General features: G+C 65.3%; 18 protein-coding genes. 9 read left to right on the forward strand and 9 right to left on the reverse strand.

Annotated features, from left to right (window positions below):
• Positions 1-7: 7 nt before the first annotated feature.
• Positions 8-1,024, forward strand: a complete 1,017-nt coding sequence (locus NOF55_RS21370; RefSeq protein WP_306413156.1) for an LLM class flavin-dependent oxidoreductase — start codon at positions 8-10, stop codon at positions 1,022-1,024.
• Positions 1,025-1,054: 30 nt separating this feature from the next.
• Here the strand turns inward: NOF55_RS21370 and NOF55_RS21375 are convergent, their stop codons facing one another.
• The 3 genes from NOF55_RS21375 to NOF55_RS21385 all read right to left on the reverse strand — a co-directional run bounded on the left by NOF55_RS21375 (position 1,055) and on the right by NOF55_RS21385 (position 5,006).
• Positions 1,055-2,245 carry an acyl-CoA dehydrogenase family protein gene (locus NOF55_RS21375; protein WP_306413157.1) on the reverse strand — a complete coding sequence of 397 codons (1,191 nt, stop codon included), beginning with the start codon at positions 2,243-2,245 and terminating at the stop codon, positions 1,055-1,057.
• Positions 2,242-3,276 carry an ABC transporter substrate-binding protein gene (locus NOF55_RS21380; protein WP_306413158.1) on the reverse strand — a complete coding sequence of 345 codons (1,035 nt, stop codon included), beginning with the start codon at positions 3,274-3,276 and terminating at the stop codon, positions 2,242-2,244. Before NOF55_RS21380 ends, NOF55_RS21375 begins: the two co-directional genes overlap by 4 nt.
• Positions 3,277-3,401: 125 nt before the next feature.
• Positions 3,402-5,006 carry an ABC transporter substrate-binding protein gene (locus NOF55_RS21385; protein WP_306413159.1) on the reverse strand — a complete coding sequence of 535 codons (1,605 nt, stop codon included), beginning with the start codon at positions 5,004-5,006 and terminating at the stop codon, positions 3,402-3,404.
• A gap of 273 nt (positions 5,007-5,279) precedes the next feature.
• On the opposite strand from NOF55_RS21385, the gene NOF55_RS21390 reads away from it, so the two are divergent.
• The 7 genes from NOF55_RS21390 to NOF55_RS21420 all read left to right on the forward strand — a co-directional run bounded on the left by NOF55_RS21390 (position 5,280) and on the right by NOF55_RS21420 (position 12,571).
• Positions 5,280-6,269, forward strand: a complete 990-nt coding sequence (locus NOF55_RS21390) for an ABC transporter permease (RefSeq protein WP_306413160.1) — start codon at positions 5,280-5,282, stop codon at positions 6,267-6,269.
• Positions 6,266-7,279 (forward strand): ABC transporter permease, encoded by a 1,014-nt coding sequence (locus tag NOF55_RS21395; protein WP_306413161.1) that lies wholly within the window; start codon positions 6,266-6,268, stop codon positions 7,277-7,279. Before NOF55_RS21390 ends, NOF55_RS21395 begins: the two co-directional genes overlap by 4 nt.
• On the forward strand, positions 7,276-8,274 hold the full coding sequence (locus NOF55_RS21400; RefSeq protein ID WP_306413162.1) for an ABC transporter ATP-binding protein: 999 nt from the start codon (positions 7,276-7,278) through the stop codon (positions 8,272-8,274). Before NOF55_RS21395 ends, NOF55_RS21400 begins: the two co-directional genes overlap by 4 nt.
• The gene (locus NOF55_RS21405) at positions 8,252-9,187 is read left to right on the forward strand and encodes an ABC transporter ATP-binding protein (protein WP_306413163.1); all 936 of its coding nucleotides are present in this window, start codon (positions 8,252-8,254) and stop codon (positions 9,185-9,187) included. The genes NOF55_RS21400 and NOF55_RS21405 overlap by 23 nt, the downstream gene beginning before the upstream one ends.
• A gap of 22 nt (positions 9,188-9,209) precedes the next feature.
• Positions 9,210-10,265, forward strand: a complete 1,056-nt coding sequence (locus tag NOF55_RS21410; protein WP_306413164.1) for an aldo/keto reductase — start codon at positions 9,210-9,212, stop codon at positions 10,263-10,265.
• Between the two features lie 76 nt (positions 10,266-10,341).
• Positions 10,342-11,580, forward strand: coding sequence for an acyl-CoA dehydrogenase family protein (locus tag NOF55_RS21415; RefSeq protein ID WP_306413165.1), 1,239 nt, complete (start codon positions 10,342-10,344; stop codon positions 11,578-11,580).
• A gap of 19 nt (positions 11,581-11,599) precedes the next feature.
• The gene (locus NOF55_RS21420) at positions 11,600-12,571 is read left to right on the forward strand and encodes a LysR substrate-binding domain-containing protein (RefSeq protein ID WP_306413166.1); all 972 of its coding nucleotides are present in this window, start codon (positions 11,600-11,602) and stop codon (positions 12,569-12,571) included.
• Between the two features lie 151 nt (positions 12,572-12,722).
• Here the strand turns inward: NOF55_RS21420 and NOF55_RS21425 are convergent, their stop codons facing one another.
• From NOF55_RS21425 to NOF55_RS21450, 6 genes are all read right to left on the reverse strand, one after another.
• Positions 12,723-13,061 (reverse strand): DUF3088 domain-containing protein, encoded by a 339-nt coding sequence (locus NOF55_RS21425; RefSeq protein WP_306413167.1) that lies wholly within the window; start codon positions 13,059-13,061, stop codon positions 12,723-12,725.
• 193 nt (positions 13,062-13,254) lie between these two features.
• Positions 13,255-14,844, reverse strand: coding sequence for an ABC transporter substrate-binding protein (locus tag NOF55_RS21430; protein WP_306413168.1), 1,590 nt, complete (start codon positions 14,842-14,844; stop codon positions 13,255-13,257).
• A 140-nt stretch (positions 14,845-14,984) separates the two neighbouring features.
• On the reverse strand, positions 14,985-16,154 hold the full coding sequence (locus NOF55_RS21435; RefSeq protein WP_306413169.1) for an LLM class flavin-dependent oxidoreductase: 1,170 nt from the start codon (positions 16,152-16,154) through the stop codon (positions 14,985-14,987).
• Positions 16,145-17,038: an NmrA family NAD(P)-binding protein gene (locus NOF55_RS21440; protein ID WP_306413170.1), complete on the reverse strand. Its 894-nt coding sequence runs from the start codon at positions 17,036-17,038 to the stop codon at positions 16,145-16,147. Before NOF55_RS21440 ends, NOF55_RS21435 begins: the two co-directional genes overlap by 10 nt.
• A gap of 9 nt (positions 17,039-17,047) precedes the next feature.
• A complete protein-coding gene (locus NOF55_RS21445; protein WP_306413171.1) occupies positions 17,048-18,103 on the reverse strand; it encodes an ABC transporter substrate-binding protein in 1,056 nt (351 codons plus the stop codon).
• Between the two features lie 238 nt (positions 18,104-18,341).
• The gene (locus tag NOF55_RS21450; protein WP_306413172.1) at positions 18,342-19,187 is read right to left on the reverse strand and encodes an NADPH-dependent oxidoreductase; all 846 of its coding nucleotides are present in this window, start codon (positions 19,185-19,187) and stop codon (positions 18,342-18,344) included.
• 398 nt (positions 19,188-19,585) lie between these two features.
• On the opposite strand from NOF55_RS21450, the gene NOF55_RS21455 reads away from it, so the two are divergent.
• Complete coding sequence (locus NOF55_RS21455) at positions 19,586-21,190, forward strand: ABC transporter substrate-binding protein (protein ID WP_306413173.1); 1,605 nt, start codon at positions 19,586-19,588, stop codon at positions 21,188-21,190.
• Positions 21,191-21,198: the final 8 nt, after the last annotated feature.

Here is a 21,198-nt window from a genome sequence, read left to right on the forward strand (position 1 = left end):
AAAAACCATGCCCCTGTCACATCTGAACCATATCGCCTTCCTCGTTCCGGGAAATTACGAGGACGACGATCCCGCCCGCGGCCTGGAAGATACGCTCGGACTTTTCGAACTCGGCGAGCGCCTCGGCTATGACAGTGCCTGGGTGCGCCAGCGCCATCTGGAGCGCGGCATTTCCTCGGCAGCGACATTCCTCGCCGCCGCGACGCAAAGAACCCGGACCATCGGTCTGGGAACCGCCGTCATCCAGCTCGGCTACGAGAACCCCTTCCGTCTGGCCGAGGATCTGGCCACGGTGGATATCCTCTCGCATGGCCGCCTCAATGTCGGCGTTTCCGCCGGCCCGCCGCCCTTCGCCCACCTGATCGGCGATCTGATCGATCCGGTCGAAGGCCTCGATTTCAGCCATGCCCGCGCGGAAAAGCTGGCGCGGGCCCTGTCGGGCAAGCCGCTTGCCGACGAGGCCGTGGCCGGCAATGCCGCGGGCGCGCAAGTTCCGCGCCTGCGCCCCGTCGCGAAGGGACTGACGAACCGGCTGTGGTACGGCGGCGGCTCCCTGCGCTCCGCGGCCTGGGCAGGCAAGGCGGGCTTCAACCTGCTGAGCGGCAACATCATCACCGGCGAAGGCACGGACGACTTCCTGACGGCGCAACGCGCGCTCATCGCGCGGTTCAGGGCGGAATGGCGCCATGAAAGGCCCGCGCGCGTCGGCCTCGGCCGTGTCATCCTGCCGACCGACAGCGCCGATCCTGCAACCCGCCGCCGCTACGCCGATTTCGTTGCCTCGCGCACGGAGCGCACGCGCCAGCCGCACGGCCCCCGCCGCACGCTGTTCCTGCCGGATATCGTCGGCACGACGGACGAAATCCTCGAAACGCTTGCGCGCGATCCCGTCCTGCCCCTCGTATCCGAATTCCGTCTGGAACTGCCCTACGAATTCGAGGCCGAAGATTACGCGCAGATCATCACCGATTTCTCCACGCTGCTGAAAAAGGGAAGCTCGGCCCGGTCGGTGGCCAACGGATGAGGAGGCCGGGAGCAAGCTCCCGGCCTTTCGTCACGACTGCGCCGCAGACAGCCGGGCGATCGCCGCCCGCCCCAGAATGGACCGGATCATGTGGCTCTGCGGCGCATGCGCCCGAGCGGTGATGGCGTCACGATGATGACGCTCCAGATTGTAATCGCGGCGCAAACCGCGGTTGCCGCCGAGATCGAGCGCCAGATCCGTCACGGCGACGGCATTGTCGATCACGACATGGCGAACGGCAAGCGCATCGGCAACCGTGGCCACGCCGTCATCGATGTCGCCGGCCACGGATTTCAGGAGCCTCTCGTTGGTCGCCAGAAGCACCTCGATCTGCCCCAGTCCTTCCTGAAGGCGCGGGATCGTCGAAAGCGGCGCGCCGAGACTGGCGGGGACATGGCTGGTCAGATGCCGGACGAGGTCGTCACGCGCCGAAACCGCGACGCCGTGGTACACGGCCGCCAGCAGCGTGAAGAAGGAACTGCCGGTCGCCTCGTCGCGGCGCAGCGGCTCGCTGGCCGGCTGCTCGGCGATCAGATCGCCGAGGGGCACCCGCACGCCCTCGAGCACCAGGTCGTCGCTGGCGGTGGCATACATGCCGGTCGCTTCCCAGGCCTTGGCGCTGCCGACGCCCGGCGCGTCGAGCGGAACGAGAAGCTGCACCAGCCGTGGTGCCGCCTCGGTCGTCAAGGCGAGAACGACGGCCCATTTAAGTCCCGGCAATCCGGTGACGAAGCTCTTGCGTCCGTCGACGACCCAGTGATCGCCGTCGATGCGCGCCACGGTTTCCGGCAGGCCGCCATGCGCCGGGGAGCCGACGCCCGGTTCCGCCTGCGCATTGTTGATAAGCGCGGACCCCTCGCGGTTGGCGGCGAGAACGCGTGCGGCCAGCACCGGCGGCCAACCGCCACGCCGAATGGCGCCGTGAATGGCGTAGTGCATCGCCAGAACGAGCGCCGTGGAAGGATCACCGGCCGCGATCTCCGAGACGATCCGCTGCGCCAGCGCCAGACGGCCGCCGAGGCCGCCCTCTTCCCGGGCAGTGACGGCACCGAGAAGGCCGGCCCCGAAAAGGGCTTCGAAATTGGCGAAGGCGAATTCGCCGGTCCGGTCGAAATGCGGCGCCGTTTCGGCAAATCCGGCGGCGAGCGTCCGCGCGAGCGCGACGGGATCGCCGGACGGCTCGCTGACGGCGATCCTGACTGCTGACGACGCCGGGCTCATGCCACCGCCCTCCGGTCGATGGCATCGTAGGGCCGGCGGTCGACCCAGGCATCGATGTCGAAGTTCCGCTCCAGAAAGCCCCAGTCGTGCAGGAAGTCCTTGTAGTGGCCGACGGCGGCCACGAGGTCCGGATCGAGCCCGATACCAAGATGGCGGTGAACCTCCGGGCCGTTGGCGGCAAGGACCTGTTCTTCCGTCGCGCCGGACTCGCGGGCGATGAAACGGCGTGTCTCGTCGGGATGCTGTTCCGCCCATTGCGATGCCTTGCGGATGACCGCCACCAGCCGCTCGACCAGATCGGGACGCTCTTCGGCCAGACGGGCATCCACCGTCAGAACGCGCGGCGAACCGGAATTGATGCGAATGTTCGGATCGGGATGGAAGCCGAACTCGGCGACCTGAACCGCACCGATCAGGTTGGCGGCGGCGATCCCCGCCGTACCCTTGACGAAGACGGCATCGACCTCGCCGCGCAGCAGGGCCGCGACCTCGTCACCATAGGCCTGGCGACGCTTCAATCCGAAGAGGGACGGCCCCTCCTGCGTGTCGAGCACCGACTGCTTCTGCACGATATCCGTCAGTTCGACGTCACTGACGCTCAACCCTTCGAGCGACAGGGCCGACACCAGCCCCTTGAGCGCGGTGGCGCGCATGAAATCCACGATGCCTTCAGGACGGCACGGCACGCCGAAGCGGCGCCCGGCCAGATCCACCAGCGAGCGTATGCCGCTCTCCGGCAAGGTGATGATCGCCTGGAACTCGTCGGTCCAGGTGATGCCGACCAGCCGCGTGTCGCGCCCTTCCGAGCGGGCGCGGATCGGCGGCACGTTGCCGCCGTGGCGGAACGACCACTCCAGCGTATGGTTGAAATGGCTCTCCCGGATCGCGCGGTCGGGTGAATCGATGATCGATTTCAGGGCGACCCCGGCCTCGGCGAAGGTCTGCTCGAGATAGCCGAGCTGGGCGGCCAGACCCACCGGCGTCGGCACCGGGCAGCGGGTATACCAGATTTCGGAAAGCGGCGTGACCATTCCTGTCATCCTCGCAAAAACATGCGGCGCATCGGTCGCATCGTCGGATACGGGCGCCGGTCCGGGAGGACCCCGACCGGCATTCGCTCGGGCCGTCAAGGACGGCCGGGTGTCAATGCCGGCGGTCAGGAGGCCACCAGATAGGCGTGCGCCAGACTGCCGCCGATGCCTTCCGCCGTAACGGTGTGATCGGCGATGCGTTTGTTGTAGATGGTGATTTCCGGCGCGGCGACGATATCGATGGCCGGAAGATCCTCCACAAGGATCTCCTGGATCTCCTTCCACTGCGCCACGCGCTTTGCATCGTCGAGTTCGATGGCCGACGCCTCGAACAGCGCATCCACCTTGTCGTTTTTGTAGGCGGCGCCGTTGGAGAAGGGCACGCCCGGCTTGAAATTCTTCGACCAGTAGAGACGCTGCACGCCGACCGTCGGATCGAAGAGGTTGCTCATGCCCTCATAGGCGAAGTCGAAATCGCGATCGGTGTAGATCCGCTTGGTGTAGGTCGCGAAATCCTGGGTGCGCACCGTCACCTCGATGCCGACCTTGGCGAGCGCCTGGCGGATGTAGTCGGCGCCGCGCGGATAGGCCTCGCCGCTCGGCACGTAGTCGAGATTGAGCCTGAACCGAATGCCATCGGAGCCGCGCTCGTAACCCGCCTCGTCCAGCAGCGCTTCCGCCGCCTTGAGATCGATCAGGTAGGTCTTCAGGTCGCCGACATACCATTTGGTCAGTTTCGGGTTTATCGGGCCGGGAATCGGCGCGCCGTAGCCGTAATTGACCGTATTGAAGATCACGTTCCTGTCGATGACATGGGCGAAGGCCCGCCGCACACGCACGTCCTTGAAGAAATCCCGTTCGAGGTTGAACTCGATGCGGCTGACGCCGTTGTTGTACTGGTAGCCGCGCTCTTCGAAGCCGATATGCGGCAGCGCCTTGAAACGGTCGAGATCGCTGTAGGGAACCGGCGTGGAGGGCGCGAGGTCGATTTCGCCGGTTTCGATGGCGATCGAACGGGCTGCGGAATCGGGAATGAAGCGAACGATCAGGCTGTCCAGATAGGGGCGCGGCGCATCCCAGTAATCCTCGTTTCGCTCATAGACGATGTGGCTGCCACGCACCCATTCCTTGAACCGGAAGGGACCGGTGCCGACCGGCGCGAGGTTCGTCGGGTTTTCCGTGACCTTCGTTCCCTCGTAGATGTGCTTCGGCACGATGGGCGATTCCGCCGACGCAAGGGCCGTGATCAGGTAGGGCGCCGGCTTCGACAGCACCAGAACCGCCGTCAACTCGTCCGGCGTCTCGACATCCGTCAGGCTGAGGAAGGTGTTGCGCCCGCGCGGATGGACCTCCTTCAGCGTATGGATGGAAAAGGCGACGTCGGCGGAGGTGAACGGCTTGCCGTCATGCCACTTGACGTTCGGACGCAGCGTGAAGGTGTAGCGCAAGCCGTCCGGGCTGATGTCCCATGCGGTCGCCAGAAGCGGCTGCGGGTTGAGGTCGAAATCGTAGGTCAGCAGACCTTCCGTCACCTTGGACGAGACATAGACCGAATTATAGGCGGTATGGGCGATCGTCGTCAGCACCGGCGGCTCGGATGCGATCAGCAGCGTCGCCGTGCCGCCGCGAGCCGGCGTTGCCGAAGACACCCGCAGCCCCGTGGCCGAAACGGCTCCAAAAGCGACCGACGCCATCAGGAAGCCGCGGCGGGTCGTATGGAATGCAGTCATGAAAACTCCCTTTCTCTGTTCCGCACCGGGACAGGCCCGGCAATTCCTTCAAATCCTCGCAGGCTTAGGAATTCCTACCCTCGTTATTCGCTAAAATAGATCAAATATCCAAATTTAGGCACAATAACAATATTATATTCCTAAATCCCTGTATTATTTCGCATTTTTCGGAAAAAAATTCCCTTATCGTTTGACAAATTCTATAAAAATAGTCAACTAGTAATGCGCTGGCACGAGCCGGGCGCCCCTTCCCGCAACCTGTGGCCGGAGCCGATGTCGAACTCGAAAAGGATTTTGTCGCGAGCGCGACGCGTCGTCATTCAGGCGATACCGACGGTGCTGGGCATCGTCATACTGAATTTCTTCCTGTTGCAGCTCGCCCCGGGCGACGCCGCCGACGTTCTGGCCGCCGAAGCCGGTTCGGCGACGGTGGAAACGATGGCGGAAATCCGGTCGCGGTTCGGGCTGGACCTGCCCGTCTTCCAGCAATTGTACAATTATCTGAACAACCTCGCCCATTTCAGCCTGGGCTATTCGCCGCGCTACGGCATGCCCGTCTCCGAGCTGATCGGCCAGCGCCTGCCGGGCACCCTGGCGCTGATGGGCGCCGCGCTCGGCATCGCCATTTTGGTCGGCGTCTTCCTCGGCTCGATCATGGCACTGTTCTCCGGCAGGCTGCCCGATCGCATCATCTCCATCGGCTCGCTGATCTTCTATTCCGTGCCGGGCTTCTGGATCGGCCTGATGCTGATCCTCACCTTCTCGGTGAAGCTCGGCTGGCTGCCGTCCGGCGGCGATTCCACCATCGGCAGTTCACTGACGGGCTTCGACGCCTTCCTCGACCGGGCGCGCTACATCATCCTGCCCGCCCTCTCCCTCGCGCTTTACTATCTCGCCATCTACGCCCGCCTGACCCGCGCGGCGATGCTGGAGGTGAAGTCGCAGGATTACGTGCGCACGGCGCGCGCCAAGGGCGTTTCGCCGCTGCGACTCACCCTGCGCCACATCCTGCGCAATGCGCTCATTCCCATCACCACGATGGCCGGCATGCATGTCGGCGGCCTGCTCGGCGGCGCCGTCGTCGTGGAAACCGTCTTCAGCTGGCCGGGCCTCGGCCGCCTCGCCTTCGAGGCGGTGATGGCGCGCGATTTCAGCGTGCTCCTCGGCATCCTGCTGCTCTCGTCGCTGGTGGTGATCTTCGTCAATGCCGCAGTCGATCTGCTTCAGGCCTGGCTCGACCCCCGTATCGGAGAAAGCCGATGAACACGTCCAATCCGACCGCTTTCGCCCATCCTCCTCTCACCAGAACGGAAGAGAAGGACATCACCGCCCGCACCGACGGCGCGATAGAACCCGACGCGGAGAAGGAGTGGCCCTACGTCCACGCGCCCGATGCGCTGACGGCCCGCACCGATGGCGTGCGCAAGCGCGGCCTGCGCCGCGAGGTGAAGATCTTCCTCGCCAACCCGAATGCCATCGTCGGCCTGCTCTTCCTCGCCACCGTCATCGTGACGGCACTGATCGCGCCGCTGCTCTATCCCGGCGACCCGCTGGAAATGGTAAGCCGCCCTTTCCTCTGGCCCGGCCAGAACCCGGACTATCCGCTCGGCACCGATTCGATGGGCCGCGACGTGCTGGCCGGCATCGTGCATGGTGCCCGCATATCGCTGACGGTCGGCATCGCGGCCACCGTGCTCGGCCTGACCATCGGCATCGTCATCGGCGCCTTCGCCGGCTATTTCGGCGGCATCGTCGACGACATCCTCGTCAAGGTGATCGAGATCTTCCAGACGCTCCCGAATTTCGTGCTGCTCGTCGTGCTCGTCGCGATCGCCCAGCCCACCGTCACCACCGTGACGGCCGCCATCGGCATCATCACCTGGCCGATGGTCGCGCGCCTGACCCGGGCCGAGTTCCGCGCCATCCGAGAAAAGGACTACGTGCTCGCCGCCCGCAGCCTCGGTTACGGCCATGCGCGCATCGTCTTCGCGGAAATCTTGCCGAACGCCCTGCCCCCGATCATCGTCACCTCCTCCGTCATGGTCGCCGGCGCGATCCTGATGGAAGCCGCCCTGTCCTTCATGGGTCTCGGCGATCCCAATCGCGTCTCCTGGGGCTCCATGATCGGCTCCGGCCGCGACGTCATCCGCACCGCCTGGTATCTGACGGCGCTTCCGGGCCTTGCCATCGTCTTCACCGTCATCTCGCTGAACCTCATTTCGGACGGCCTGAACGACGCCCTAAATCCCCGCTTCTCGGAGGAACGCCGATGAGTGCCCTCATTGAAGTCCGCGACTTTTCCGTCGCCTTCGGCGCGGCGCAACCGGTCAAGGGCGTCAGCTTCGATGTCCATCCCGGCGAGATGCTGGCCATCGTCGGGGAAAGCGGCTCCGGCAAGTCGCTGACCGCGCTCGGCCTGATCGGCCTCCTGCCGTCACATGCGAAGAAGGGCGGCGAAATCCTGCTCGACGGCCGCAGCCTCCTGAAACTCTCCGAACGCGAATGGCGCGCGATCCGCGGCCGCGATATCGGCATGATCTTCCAGGAGCCGATGACTTCGCTCAACCCGGTCCTGACCGTCGGCGAACAGATCGTCGAGGTCCTGCGCATCCATGAGAGGATCGACCGGCATCAGGCCCGCAGGCGCGCCATCGAACTGCTCGAACTGGTCAACATTCCCGAAGCCGGCCGGCGCGTCGACGATTATCCGCACCAGCTTTCGGGCGGCATGCGCCAGCGCGTGATGATCGCCATCGGCGTCGCCTGCAATCCGAAGCTGCTGATCGCAGACGAGGCGACCACCGCGCTCGACGTGACGATCCAGGCGCAGATCCTCCAGCTTCTCGACAATCTGCGCCGCGACCTGAACATGGCCGTCGTGCTCATCACGCACGATCTCGGCATCGTGGCGCAATGGGCAGACCGCGTGATGGTCATGTATGCCGGCCGCAAGGTGGAGGAAGGCCTTCCCGAACCGGTGTTCGAGCACCCCTACCACCCCTATACGCGCGGTCTGCTTGCCGCCTCGCCGCGCGCCGGGGCCGGCCTGCATTACCGCGACGGGCCGCTGGTCGAAATTCCCGGCTCCATCGTCTCCTCGGCCGGTGAAAAGGGCTGTTCGTTCCGCCCGCGCTGTCCGCAGGCCCGCGCCTCCTGCGCCCAGTCGGTTCCACCGCTTAGGCCGATTTCCGAGGGCCGCTACGCGGCCTGCCCCTTCGTCGTTCCCCATTCCGGTGAGGTTTCCCGTGACGCTCTTGTCGGTGCATAATCTTTCCACCCACTATGCCGGCGGCCGCGGCACGGTTCGCGCCGTCGACGACGTGTCGCTGGAGATCAAGGCGGGCGAGACCGTGGCACTCGTGGGCGAGTCCGGCTGCGGCAAGTCCTCGCTCGGCAAGTCGCTGATGCGCCTCGTCGAGCCCTCGTCCGGCCGGATCACCTTCCGGGGCGACGACGTGACCGCCATGCCGGCGAAGGATCTGCGCGGCATCCGCCGCCGCATCCAGATGATCTTCCAGGACCCGTTCGCCTCGCTCAACCCGCGCCAGACGGTCAGGACCATCCTGACCGCGCCGCTCAAGGTGCATGGCGTCGGCGACGACAGGAGCCGCCGCCGGATCGTCGAGCAGATCGTCGCGCAGGTGGGCCTGCCGCCGGACGCGCTCGACCGCTACCCGCACGAATTCTCCGGCGGCCAGCGCCAGCGCATCGGCATTGCCCGGGCGCTGATCCTCGAACCGGAACTGGTGGTCTGCGACGAACCGGTCTCGGCGCTCGACCTCTCCATCCAGGCGCAGATCCTCAACCTGCTGGTGGAGATGAAGAACCGGCTTTCGCTGTCCTATCTCTTCGTGTCGCACGACCTGTCCGTGGTACGCTATTTCTCGGACCGCGTGCTCGTCATGTATCTCGGCAAGATCGTCGAGAGCGCGCCGACCGCGGACCTCTGGGCCGCGCCGAAGCACCCCTATACACGCGCGCTGCTGGCCGCCGTGCCGGACCCGGCGCGGCGCAAGCAGGCCGCGCCGATCTCGGGCGATCTGCCCAGCCCCCACAATCCGCCGTCGGGCTGTCGCTTCCATACGCGCTGCCCGCTGGCGACCGATCTCTGTCGCGAGAAGGCGCCGGAGTATCGACATTTCGGCGAGAGCCACGTCGTGGCCTGCCATCACGCCAACTGAAAATTCAAGGGAGTCAACAGCAATGGTCGAATACCGCTATCTCGGACGCAGCGCGCTGAAGGTGTCGCCGCTCAATCTCGGAACGATGATGTTCGGCGGCCCGACGCCCGACGACGTGGCCTTCCGCATCATCGACAAGGCCCGCGAGCAGGGCATCAACTTCATCGACACGGCCGATGTCTACCACAACGGCAAGTCGGAGGAAGTCGTCGGCCGCGGCATCAAGGCGACCCGCGACCACTGGGTGCTGGCCACCAAGTTCGTGAACTCCCACACCAAGGGCCCGAACCTCGGCGGCCATTCGCGCAAGTGGGTGATCGAGACGGTCGAGAACTCGCTGCGCCGTCTCAACACGGATTATATCGACATCCTCTACTTCCACCGCGCCGTCTTCGACGCGCCGCTGGAAGAGCCGGTGCGCGCCATCGCCGATCTGATCCGCGCCGGCAAGCTGCGCTACTTCGGCGTGTCGAATTTCCGCGGCTGGCGCATCGCCGAGGTCGCGCAACTGGCCGACCAGCTCGGCATCGACCGCCCCATCGCCAGCCAGCCGCTCTACAATATCGTCAACCGCACGGCCGAAGCCGAGCAGCTTCCCGCCGCCCACCATTACGGCCTCGGCGTCGTCTCCTATTCGCCGCTCGCCCGCGGCGTGCTGACGGCCAAGTACCAGCCGGGCGAACAGCCGGCCGCCGACACCCGCGCCGGCCGCGGCGACAAGCGCATTCTGGAAACCGAATGGCGCCCGGAATCGGTCGAGATCGCCCAGAAGGTCGCCGCCCATGCGGCGAAGAAAGGCATTTCCGCCGCCGACTTCGCGCTCGCCTGGGTGCTGAACAACCAGCTCGTGACCGCCGCGATCACCGGCCCGCGCACCGAGGCGCACTGGGACAGCTATGTCCGTGCCCTCGATATCCGCCTGGACGCCGAGGACGAAGCGCTGGTCGACAGCCTCGTCACCACCGGCCATCCCTCGACCCCCGGATTCAACGATCCGAGCCACCCGGTCGAAGGCCGCGTGCCGCGCCATGCCGCCCCGGCGCCGCAGCCCGGCGCTGCCGTGCGCGCGGTGGCGTAACCCGAACGATCCGGCCGCCGGCAGCGCTCTTCGTGCCGCCGGTGGCCCAACCGATAGTCTTGAGGAAAACCCTGTCATGTCGAGCCCCGTCGCCCAGACCGCCACCGCAGACCGAACCGCCGTTCCGAGCCGCGAGGAGATTTTCGTCCGCGCGCGCGAAATTGCAGCGGATGCAGCGAAGGACGCCGCAGCGCGCGACCTGACGGGCGAATTGCCGCTGGAGATCTACCGGAAGATCAAGGAGGCCAAGCTCGGCACGCTGCGCATTCCCGCCTCGAAAGGCGGTCCGGGCGGCACGATTTCCGACTATATCGAGCTGCTGCTGATCCTCGGCGAAGCCGACAGCAACATTCCCCACGGGCTGCGCAGCCACTTCAACTTCACCGAGACCCTGGCGCTCGCTCCCATCGAGCTTGAGGACCGCCGTCATCTCGAAAGCGTTCTGGCCGGCAAGCTCTTCGCCGGCGCCCACACCGAGCAGGGCACGAAACGGCCGGGCGACATCACCACGCGGCTTTCCCGCGACGGCGACCGCTACCGGTTGAACGGCCGCAAGTGGTACGCCACCGGCACGGCGTTTGCCGATTTCGCCACTTTCAGCGCGCTGGACGACAATGGCGATCCGGTGAGCGTGCTGATCCCGGCCGACCGCGACGGCATCACCATCCTCGACGACTGGGACGGCATGGGCCAGCGCCTGACCGCGAGCGGAGGCGTCATCCTCGACAATGTCGAGGTCCTGCCGCACGAGCTGACGAGCCGCCGCCTGAATTCGGAGATCGGCCGCCATACTTCCACGCTGCGGCAGCTTCATCTCGCCGCGTCTGCCGCCGGCGCCGTGCAGGGCGCGGTGAAGGAGGGCATCGACTACGTGCTGAAGCAGGCGCGCACCACTGCCCATTCCAGCGCCGAAACCGCCAATCAGGACCCCTTCGTGCAGAAATTCGTCGGAGAACTGTCCGCCGGGGCCTTCGCGGTGGTGACGCTGATCCGCGAGGCGGCCCGCGCCCTCGACCGGACCGCCGACGCCTTCGCAACCGGCGATGCCGAGGCCATCGATGCGGCGCTGATCGAAAGCGCCCTGACGACGGCCCGCACGCAGATCGTCACCTCGCAGCTTGCGCTGAACGTGGCGACCAACATCTACGAACTGGGCGGCGCCTCCACCACGTCGCGCGCGCTCAATCTCGACCGCCACTGGCGCAACATCCGCACGGTCTACAACCACAATCCGCTGCTGCACAAGGCGCGGGTGATCGGCGACTACTATCTCAACGGCACCACGACCCATCTCCGGGAAGGCCGGGTGTTCTGACGATGATGGTGGCGCGGCCATGAGAACGGATGTCCTGACTTCCGCGCGAAACCGCGGCCAGCCCCGCCTGCCGACGCTTTCGCGCCTGCCGCCGCTGACCGCGCTGCGCGCTTTCGTGGTCACGGCGCGGCACGCGAGCTTCGCCCGCGCGGCGGAAGAACTGCATGTCTCGACCGCAGCCATCGGCCAGCAGGTGCGCATTCTCGAAACCCATCTCGGCCAGACGCTGTTCAGCCGCCAGCGCGGCGAACTGGCGCTGACCGAGGCCGGAGCGGCCCTTTATCCCGGCCTGGCCGACGCCTTCGAATCGATGGTCGAAAGCATTTCCGGCCTGATCCGCGTCGGCGCGAGGCCGACCCTTAGCCTCGTCGCCGATTCGTCCTTCGCCGCTCGCCTGCTCGCGCCGCGGCTGGGACGATTGCGGCAGGGTCTTGCCGATGTCGAACTGTCGATTTCGACGCTGGAGGGAGGCCGTTTCGATCCCGCGCGCTTCGATGCCGATGGCGCCATCGTCGCCATTTCCGAACCGGTGGCCGGCTTCGTCTGCGAAACGCTGTTCGACGATGCCGCCATCGCGGTCTGCACGCCGGACTTTGCCGGGCGCCACGGCCTTTACGGCGCGCCGGAGCGGCTGCGGGACGCATCTGTCGAGACCCTGCGCGACGGCGGCGACGACCCCGCCTTCGAATGGACGAATTGGCTGCGCGCCTGCGCCATCGGCGTCAGGCCGGCCCGCACCGGCCCGCGCTTCTCCAACCAGCCCGTCCTGATCGAGGCGACGCTGGCCGGCCACGGCATTTCCCTGCTCAGGCAATCCCTCGTGCTCGGCGAACTGCACAGCGGACGTCTGGTGGCTCCCTTCGGCACCCCGCAGCCGACCGCGAGCCGCTATCACCTCGTGACCAGCCCCGAGCGGCGGCGCCAGCCGGAAATCGATTTCCTTCTCACCCTCCTGCGCGACCGCGACAGAAAGATCGGCGCAGCAGCCTGACACCCCCGGAATGGATGAAGACATCGAGGATGTGCTTCCCGGCTCTGGTGCAGTCCGGGCGCGAGCGTGGCGCCGCGCCCGGACCTGGGCCGCACGTGACTGGACACGCACCGGCCGTTCGGATCGGAACAGGCCCGGATTCCGGTTATGTTCAGTGCAGCAGCGGAAAACCGTGACGCTCGGCCAGAAGTTCGAGAATCCGCTTCGTGTCCTGCACGAAACGCGTCTCTCCGTGCCACGCGGCATCTTCCGGGGCATCGCCGGCGAACACCAGAAGCGGAAGCCCCTGATTTTCCTCGCCGACGGCGGCAATCACCGCCTCGCGCGGGCGCGGGAAGCCCACGCGGTGAATATCGAGCCGCGCGGCAAGTTCGGGAAAGCTCGCCAGCAATCCCTCGACCTGGTTGCAATAGGGGCAGACGAAACGGACGCCCGGATGCTTCGGATCCTCGAAGCCGGGGGCGATCAGAAAAAGCGTATCCTTGGCCATGATCTCCAACATGATATCGTGAAGCGATCTCTCACGCAAAAGACCTTGCCCGGTGGCAACGCCTCTCGCCAGACAACTATTTTTCGCGATCCGCCAAGAATAATTTCGTCACGAAGGCGGTCGGAAACAGAAACGCGAAAGGCCCCGGCGGTTCCCGCGCCGGAGCCTTCGCATGACAGCCGGGAAAGGCCGGTCAGCTCTTCTTCCACGCCGTCGCCAGATCGCCGGAGCCGACATCCGCGGTCGTCACCACCCTCTCGATACGCCTGTTGCGCACGACCACGCTCGGCAGCGCCACCACCGAGAAATTGGGCAATTCCGCGCCGGTGATCTTCTGGATGTCCCTGAACAGGGCGGCGCGCTTTTCCTCGTCCACTTCCACGGCCGCGGCGCGGAAGAGATCGTCCACCTTCGGATTGTCGTAATGGGCGGCGTTGACATAGGGCGCGATGTTTTTGATGCCGTCGGACCAATAGAGGCGCTGGACGCCCGCGGTCGGATCGAACAGGCGGCTGATGCCGTTCAGGTTGATGTCGAAACCGCGCTCGGTATAGACGCGCCGGATGAAGGTGGCGAGATCGCCTTCGAGAATATCGACCCGGACACCCAGCTTGCCGAAGGAGGACTTGATGTATTCCGAGGTCTTGCGGAAGGTATCGCCCGGAATGAAGGTGAGCCTGAGCGGGAAGCGCGTTCCGTCCGCGCCCTTCGGATGGCCTGCCTTGTCGAGCAGTTCGTTGGCCTTGTCGAGATCGAACGCGTATTGGAACGGTTCCTCGTCGTTATAGGCGGCAAAGACCGCGGGGATATTGGAGCCGGCCGCTTTCGCCGTGCCGTAAAAGACGTTGTCGATGATGAACTGGCGGTCGATCGCATGCGCCAGCGCGTGGCGGACCTCCTGCTTGGCCAGAATCGGGTTTTCAAGGTTGAATTCGAAAACCTGGGCATTGTTGAGATAGGTGTCGGTATAGACGTCCACCTCCAGGTCCGGGTTCTGGCGCAGGCGGTCGAGATCGGCGAACGCCACGGCGAAGCTGTAGTCGGCCTCGCCGGTCTCCAGCGCGATGGAGGCCGCGGCGGCATCGCCGAGGAAACGGGCGACATAGCCGTCGAGATGCGGCAGCCCCTCCTGCCAGTAATCAGGATTACGCTTCAGCTTCACATAGCTGCCGCGCTGCCATTCCTCGAAGACGAAGGGACCGGTGCCGACCGGCGCATTGCCGTTCGGGCTTTCGCCGTAATTGTCCGACGGGTAGGTGTGTGCGGCCAGAATGGGCGTCTCGCCGCCGGTCAATGCGCGCAGCAGGTAGGGTGTCGGTTTCGACAGCACGACGACCGCCGTCAGCGGGTCGGGCGTCTCGACATCCTCGACATTGGCGAAGGTGATGCGGCCGCGCGGACCGACTTTCTTGAAGGCGAGGAGCGAGAACTTCACGTCTTCGGAGGTGAAGGGCTTGCCATCGTGCCATTTCACACCTTCACGCAGCTTGAACGTATGGCGAAGCCCGTCCTCGGAGAGAGACCATGACGTCGCCAGCACCGGCTCGGGCTTGAATTCGGCATCGAACCGCACCAGACCTTCGAGGATCTTGGTGGAGATTTCCCGCGTGCGGGTGTTGGATTCGAGCAGCGGCACCAGCGTCGTCGGCTCCCCGACCGCGACGAAGGTGGCGACGCCGCCCTTTTGCGGGCCTTCCCCGGCGGAAAAGGCAAGGGACGGCAGGAAGGCGGTGCCGCCGAGTGCCGCGCCGAGCAGCAGGGTTTTACGTCTTGTCAGATCCATAAGTGTTTCCTCTTCTTTATGGGCGACACTCACCGGATCGGTGGCGAGGGCCGCGGGCATGTCCTTGAAAAAGCAATGATCGTCCCTCCCGCGACCATGCGGCCGCAGGTCTTTCTTCCTTCGTTCGGGCAATGATCCGGTCAGAGCCGGAGGTCGGCCTCCTTCAGGAGCGGCAGGATTCGCTCGGCGAAATAGTCCAGATCCGCGCGGAAATCGTAGAAATTGAGCTGAACCCCGTCGATCCCGGCCTTCTTCAGGCCGACAAGCTGGTCGACGACCTGTTCGGGAGAGCCGATGATCTCGATATTGCCGCCGAGATTGCGGCCCTGCTTGTGACGGGCGTCACCACGGCCGCGCCAGGCATGGGCGTCGCTGTCGTAGTTGTTGGTGGCGAAGGCGCGCGTGCCGGGCTGCGGCTTGCCGGCCTCGATCGCATCGGCATAGGCAAGCGCCTCCTTCTCCGTGTCGCGGGAAACGACGATCGGGTTGATGATCGCCTTGACCTGACGGCCATAGGCGGCGGCGCGATTCTTGAGCGTCGCGATATGGTCGGGAAGCGTTTCCAGCGCGCTGTCGATATGCGCGCCGCCGGGGGAGGTCACGAAAACCAGGTCCGAATGACGGGCGGCGAAATCGAAACCGGCCGGCGAGCCGGTTGCCGTCACGAGGTTCGGCCGGCCGAACAGCGGCTTCGGCGTGATCCAGCCGTTATTGATCGACCAGGGATTGAGCTTGCCCTCATAGGAGAAGTTCTCCGTCTCCGTCCAGAGGCGGTGCAGGACGTCGAACAGTTCGGACGTCATGTCGTAGCGCTTGTCGTGGTCGATGCGCTGCCAGCCGAACATCTCGTGCTCGACGGCCCGGTGCCCGGTGACGATGTTGATGCCCCAGCGGCCCCTGGAGATATGGTCGAGCGTCGCGCCGTATTTGGCTAGATGCAGCGGGTGCAGCGGGCCGTAGAGAACGTGGATCGTCGAGATCAGCAGGATGTTTTTCGTGATGGCCGACATGGCGCCGAGCGCGATGAAGCTGTCGAGCGAGGCCGACCCGTCATATCCGCCCTTGGGCAGCCATTGCGTGCGGCTGAAGGCGATCTCGAATCCCAGTTCGTCGGCCTTCTTCACCAGTTCGGCATTGTAGTCGAAGGTCCAGCTGTTGCTGGTCGGCACGCTGGAGAAGTTGATGTCCTGAAGGTTGAGAAACAGGCCGAGCATCAGCGGCTGTTTCGATGCGCGGCTCAGCGGGCTATCCTCGAAATCGAGCGGTCCCTTGAGTTCCGGGCCGGTGGCCTGCGGTGCGGTCAATGCCATGTCTTTTCTCCTGTCGAAACTTTCAGAGGCGAAGCGGAGGCGAACTGGTTCGCCAGGAAGCGCTCGGCGCTGCGCGGCGGCCTGCCGGTCAACCGCTTCACCGTATCCGTCACGGATGCCGCCAGTCCCTCGACCATAAGCTCGATGAATTCCGCAATGGCCCGCCGCTCGAAAGCCGCCAGATGCGGCGGCACCCCGGCATGTGCGGTTTCGGACAGCGCCAGAGGACGCTTCAGCACCCCTGCCGCGATACGCGCGATATCGACGGCGGTGAGGGCCTCCCCGCCGGTCAGGACCAGCGGTCCGTCAATGAGCTTTTCGGCAAGCAGAGCGTGGACGGCAACCTCGGCAATATCTTCCGCGTCGATGTAGGACACCGCAGCACCGCCGTAACGCACCGGCAGATGCTCACCGCGGGCCGCCGCAGCGACGACGGGCGCCAGCGAAACCTGCATCCACGCGTTGGGGCGGATCGCGACATGGGGCACGCCGCTGCGCTTCAGATGGGCCTCGACCTCGGCATGCGCCGCACCGGACACGGAACGGTCGGCGTTTTCGATCGTCCAGTCCGAGCCGGATATCTTGACGATCCGCCCGATGCCGGCGGCGACGGCGGCATCGATGGCCCCGTTCTGGTAGGCGGCCAGACGCTCGCCGATCGGCGACAGCAGGAACAGCCGTTCCGCACCGGAAAAGACCGCCGGCAGGCGGGACGGCTCGGCGAAATCCCCGGCAGCCAGCTCGACTCGGTCGCCCCACAGGCGGGCCGCGTCCTGCGGACGGCGGGTCAGAACGCGAACGCGCTCCTTCCTCTCCAGAAGGCGGCGGACGACGCGCTGGCCGAGCCTGCCGGTTGCTCCCGTCACGATAGTGATGCCGGACATGAACTCTCCTCAATGCGCCAGGTGGTTGCGCGCCAGTGCGAGCGGTCGGGCATCCACCCAGTCGTCGACGTTGAAGTGGGCGGGAATGAACCCCCATTCGAGGAGGAAGTCCCTGAAATGGGCGATGGCGCCGATCTCGGCCGGATCGAGATCCAGCGTCAGATGGCGGTGCAGATCGGCGCCGTTGGCGGCGCGCACGGCCTCTTCGCTGGCGCCGATCTCGCGGGCGACGAAACGGACCGCCTCGTCCGGATTGTCCCGCGCCCATTCCTCGACCCGCTGCACGGCAACGACGAGTTCGGCGACCAGATCGGGACGCTCGTCGGCGAAGGTGGCGTCCACCGTCAGCGGGCGCGGCGTGCCGTTATTGATGCGGATGGCCGGATCGGGATGGAAGCCGGTCGAGACGACGATGCGCGCGCCGATCAGGTTAGCGACCGTCACGCCTTCCGCCCCCTTGACGAAGAAGGCGTCGATCAGGCCGCGATGCAGGGCGGCGATCTCCTCGCCATAGGGCAGGCGACGGCGCAGCCCGTGCAGGCGCCCGTCGTCGGGACCGGACAGGACAGGCTCGTCCGACACGAGATCGACCAGATCGACATCGGCAACGGCAAGGCCCGAAACCGTCAGCGCCGAAACGATGCCCTTGAGCGAGGTGGCGCGCTGGAAGTCGATGATTTCCCCGGGACGGCGGGGAAGGCCGATCTTTCGCCCGGCAAGGTCCGCGCCGCTAGCGATGCCGGTTTCGGGAAGGGTGATGACGGCCTGGAACTCGTCGGTTCTCGTCAACCCGATCAGCCGCGTCTTGCGCCCGCCGGACCGCGCCCATATCGGCGGAATATTACCGCCTTGCCGGAAGGACCAGTCGAGGCGGTGATCGAAATGGCTCTGGCGGATCGCCGGATCGAGGGAATCGCGGATGGAGGACACCGCAATGCCATGCCGGACGAACGTTTCCTCCACCCAACCCAACTGGGCCGCGATGGAAAGCGGCGTCGGCGCCGGGCAACGCGTATACCATACGGCGTCTGGTTTCGTCCGGTTGCGGAGGGCGGCATCGGTCATGGGCGTCCTGTACCTGGAATGACGGTCGCTGCCATGCTAGGCCAAAACACTGATTGTCTATAGCTATTATGTACTAATAGCGGTGCGATAACGGATGGAAATCACCTCTTCGGGGCCGCCGCTAGAATTGTCTTTCACACGCCGCCCACGCAAACCGCAACACGCCGCGGCGACGGGAATTAAAAAAAGCCCGCGGGATCGCTTCCGCGGGCCTTTTCGCCATCGACAATCCAGCCGCTTACCTGATCGGGAAACCCAGCCGGCGCAGCGTCGCCGCCAGTTCGGCGCGGCCCTTGAGGGCGGCAGCGTTTTCGACACGCTTCGCCACGGGGCCGGTCCAGCCCGACTGCGGCAGGGTCTGCCGCTGCTGGAAAACCTTCAGGCGTTCGTCATAGGCATCGAGATCGGCCTTCGTCGTTTCGCCGTAACGCTCGTGGAAAAGCACCGCCGATTGCGGCAGGCGCGGCTTCACGTCCGCCTTCACCACCGGGTCAGGATAACCGACCGTCAGGCCGAAGACGGCGACCGTTTCCGGCGGCAGGCCCAGTTCGCGGGCCACATCCTCCGGCCGGTTGCGGATGCCGCCGATATAGCAGGAACCGAGCCCCAGCGAATCGCCGGCGACCACCGCATTCTGGGCGGCGAGCGCCGCATCGATGGCGCCGAGCAAGAAGCTTTCCAGATAATCCAGCCCCTCGCCCCGGTTGCCGGCGTCGCGGGCGATGTCGCGCAGGCGCTTCAGGTCGACCAGCCAGATCAGGAAGAGCGGCGCATCGAGAATATGGGCATTGCCGCCCGTATAGCCGGCAAGCCGCGCCTTGCGCTCCGGGTCCTCGACCGCGACGACGCTCCAGGCCTGAAGATTGGACGACGTCGGCGCCGACTGCGCCGCCGCCACCAGAAGCTCGACCGTTCCCTCCGGCAGCCTGTCCGGCAGGTAGTTGCGCGACGTGCGATGATCGAGAAGCACGTCCAGCGTCGCATTCCACTGTGGCGGAAGAACGGGAACGGCGCCGCCATACCGCGTTTCGAGACGTTCGCGCGGGGTGCCGGCAGCGGTGACGGAAGAAGGATGCACGGTCATATGGGGCTCCTTGTCAGGGTTTCTGGATCAGTCTTTCCGGGCGACGGGAAAAACACAACATTGCCGGGCCGGACGTTATAACACCGCGTCCCGACGCGCCGAGAAACACCCTGCCAATTCGAACGCCGTGCGGGAAAGAACATTCCCCCTCCTTCGGCACACATGTCCCGGCCGAATTTTCCTGCAAGTCGTCAGCTCCGCAATCGCCGGAAAATGAACGCCGCCAAACCGGCCGAAGCCGGCACCGGCGTTTCTTCCCGAGCAGAAGATTAAAACCTTTTTCTCAAAGACAGCAATTCTTTCCGCATCGAAAAGAATTTCATTCTTCCGAACTGCGGAACTCGGCCGGATGCTTCGCAGCGTTTCATTCCTATCCCATGCCAGACAGGGAGCCGCCGATGAGGTTCAATCGCCGCCAGTTCAATACGCTTCTGCTTCTTGCGACCGCCGGAAGCATCCTGCCGTTCGCCCGATCCGCGGCCGCAGCCGCCGAGCCGGTCAGGGGCGGAACGCTGAAACTCCTCTACCGCGTCGACCCCGGCAATGCGCTCTTTGCGATCAACACCTCGTCGGGCACCGGCCAGGCCATCGGCCCGAAGATCGTCGAGGGCCTGCTGACCTTCGATTTCGACCTGACGCCGAAACCGCTGCTGGCAACCGGATGGTCGGTCTCCGACGACCACCTGCGCTATACGTTCAGGCTGCGCCCGAACGTCAAATGGCATGACGGCACGCCCTTCACCTCCGAAGACGTCGCCTTCTCCATCCTGCGTCTCAAGGAGGCGCATCCGCGCGGCCGCATCACCTACCAGAACGTCACCGCCGTCGAAACGCCCGATCCGCTGACCGCCGTCATCGTGCTCTCCAAGCCGGCGCCGTTCCTGATCGCCGCCCAGTCGAGTTCGGAATCGCCCATCGTTCCGAAGCATATCTTCGAAAAGCTGAAGCCCGGCGACGGCCAGACGCTCCAGACCGCCATCGGCACGGGGCCGTTCAGGCTCACCGAATGGACACCCGGCAGCCACCTGATCTTCGACCGCAATCCCGACTACTGGGACGCGGGCAAGCCCTATCTCGACCGCATCATCCTGCGCATCATCACCGATCCGGCCGCCCGCGCCGTGGCGCTCGAAACCGGAGAGGTCGACATCGGCGAGGGTCCGGTGCCGCTGGCCGATCTCGAACGCCTGAAACAGAACCCCAATCTGGTGGTCGACACGACGACCTACGCCTATGCGGGGCCGCAACAGCAGCTCTTCTTCAATTACGACAACGAAATCCTGCGGCAGAAGCCGGTTCGCCTCGCCATCGCCAAGGCCATCGATCTTCAGGAAATCGTCGATGTCGCGCTGTTCGGTTATGCGCAGGTGTCGCCGAGCCCGGTCTCGACCGCGCTGCCAAAATGGTACGATCCGGCGGTCAAGGCCCATCCCCATGACGTCGCGGAGGCCGAAAGGCTGCTCGACGAGGCCGGCTATCCGCGTCAGGCCGACGGCAAGCGGTTCAGGCTGCGCCTCACCTACAATGCCTATCTGACGCCGGGCTATGCCGACGTGATCCGCAACCAGCTCGAAAAGATCGGCATCGGCGTCGAGATCAACAAGTACGACCTGCCGACCTTCCTGAAGACGGTCTATACCGACCGCGCCTTCGATCTGGTGGTGGAATCGCTCTCCAACACCTTCGATCCCTCGCTCGGCATCCAGCGCGCCTACTGGAGCAGGAACTTCCAGATCGGCCTGCCCTTCTCCAACGCCGCCAACTATTCCAACCCGGACGCCGACGCGCTTCTGGAAGCCGCCGCCATCGAGCCCGACGAGAAGAAGCGCTGGGAGTTGTGGAGCAAGTTCCAGCACCTCATCCACGACGAGGTCGCCTCGGTCGATCTCGTCGCCGCCGGCAGCCAGATCGTCTACCACAGGAAGGTTCGCAACCACGTTACCGGCGCCCAGGGGCTGAACTGGAGCTTCGGCGACCTGTGGATCGATACCAGCGCATCGTAAGCACGAGG

Source organism: Ectorhizobium quercum, assembly GCF_026552795.1.
Classification (GTDB): Bacteria; Pseudomonadota; Alphaproteobacteria; order Rhizobiales; family Rhizobiaceae; genus Ectorhizobium; species Ectorhizobium quercum.

Coding starts and splice junctions, on each gene's coding strand:
- NOF55_RS21370 (WP_306413156.1), top strand. CDS start 8: ATGCCCCTGTCACATCTGAACCATATCGCCTTCCTCGTTCCGGGAAAT.
- NOF55_RS21375 (WP_306413157.1), bottom strand. CDS start 2,245: ATGAGCCCGGCGTCGTCAGCAGTCAGGATCGCCGTCAGCGAGCCGTCC.
- NOF55_RS21380 (WP_306413158.1), bottom strand. CDS start 3,276: ATGGTCACGCCGCTTTCCGAAATCTGGTATACCCGCTGCCCGGTGCCG.
- NOF55_RS21385 (WP_306413159.1), bottom strand. CDS start 5,006: ATGACTGCATTCCATACGACCCGCCGCGGCTTCCTGATGGCGTCGGTC.
- NOF55_RS21390 (WP_306413160.1), top strand. CDS start 5,280: ATGTCGAACTCGAAAAGGATTTTGTCGCGAGCGCGACGCGTCGTCATT.
- NOF55_RS21395 (WP_306413161.1), top strand. CDS start 6,266: ATGAACACGTCCAATCCGACCGCTTTCGCCCATCCTCCTCTCACCAGA.
- NOF55_RS21400 (WP_306413162.1), top strand. CDS start 7,276: ATGAGTGCCCTCATTGAAGTCCGCGACTTTTCCGTCGCCTTCGGCGCG.
- NOF55_RS21410 (WP_306413164.1), top strand. CDS start 9,210: ATGGTCGAATACCGCTATCTCGGACGCAGCGCGCTGAAGGTGTCGCCG.
- NOF55_RS21415 (WP_306413165.1), top strand. CDS start 10,342: ATGTCGAGCCCCGTCGCCCAGACCGCCACCGCAGACCGAACCGCCGTT.
- NOF55_RS21420 (WP_306413166.1), top strand. CDS start 11,600: ATGAGAACGGATGTCCTGACTTCCGCGCGAAACCGCGGCCAGCCCCGC.
- NOF55_RS21425 (WP_306413167.1), bottom strand. CDS start 13,061: ATGGCCAAGGATACGCTTTTTCTGATCGCCCCCGGCTTCGAGGATCCG.
- NOF55_RS21430 (WP_306413168.1), bottom strand. CDS start 14,844: ATGGATCTGACAAGACGTAAAACCCTGCTGCTCGGCGCGGCACTCGGC.
- NOF55_RS21435 (WP_306413169.1), bottom strand. CDS start 16,154: ATGGCATTGACCGCACCGCAGGCCACCGGCCCGGAACTCAAGGGACCG.
- NOF55_RS21440 (WP_306413170.1), bottom strand. CDS start 17,038: ATGTCCGGCATCACTATCGTGACGGGAGCAACCGGCAGGCTCGGCCAG.
- NOF55_RS21445 (WP_306413171.1), bottom strand. CDS start 18,103: ATGACCGATGCCGCCCTCCGCAACCGGACGAAACCAGACGCCGTATGG.
- NOF55_RS21450 (WP_306413172.1), bottom strand. CDS start 19,187: ATGACCGTGCATCCTTCTTCCGTCACCGCTGCCGGCACCCCGCGCGAA.
- NOF55_RS21455 (WP_306413173.1), top strand. CDS start 19,586: ATGAGGTTCAATCGCCGCCAGTTCAATACGCTTCTGCTTCTTGCGACC.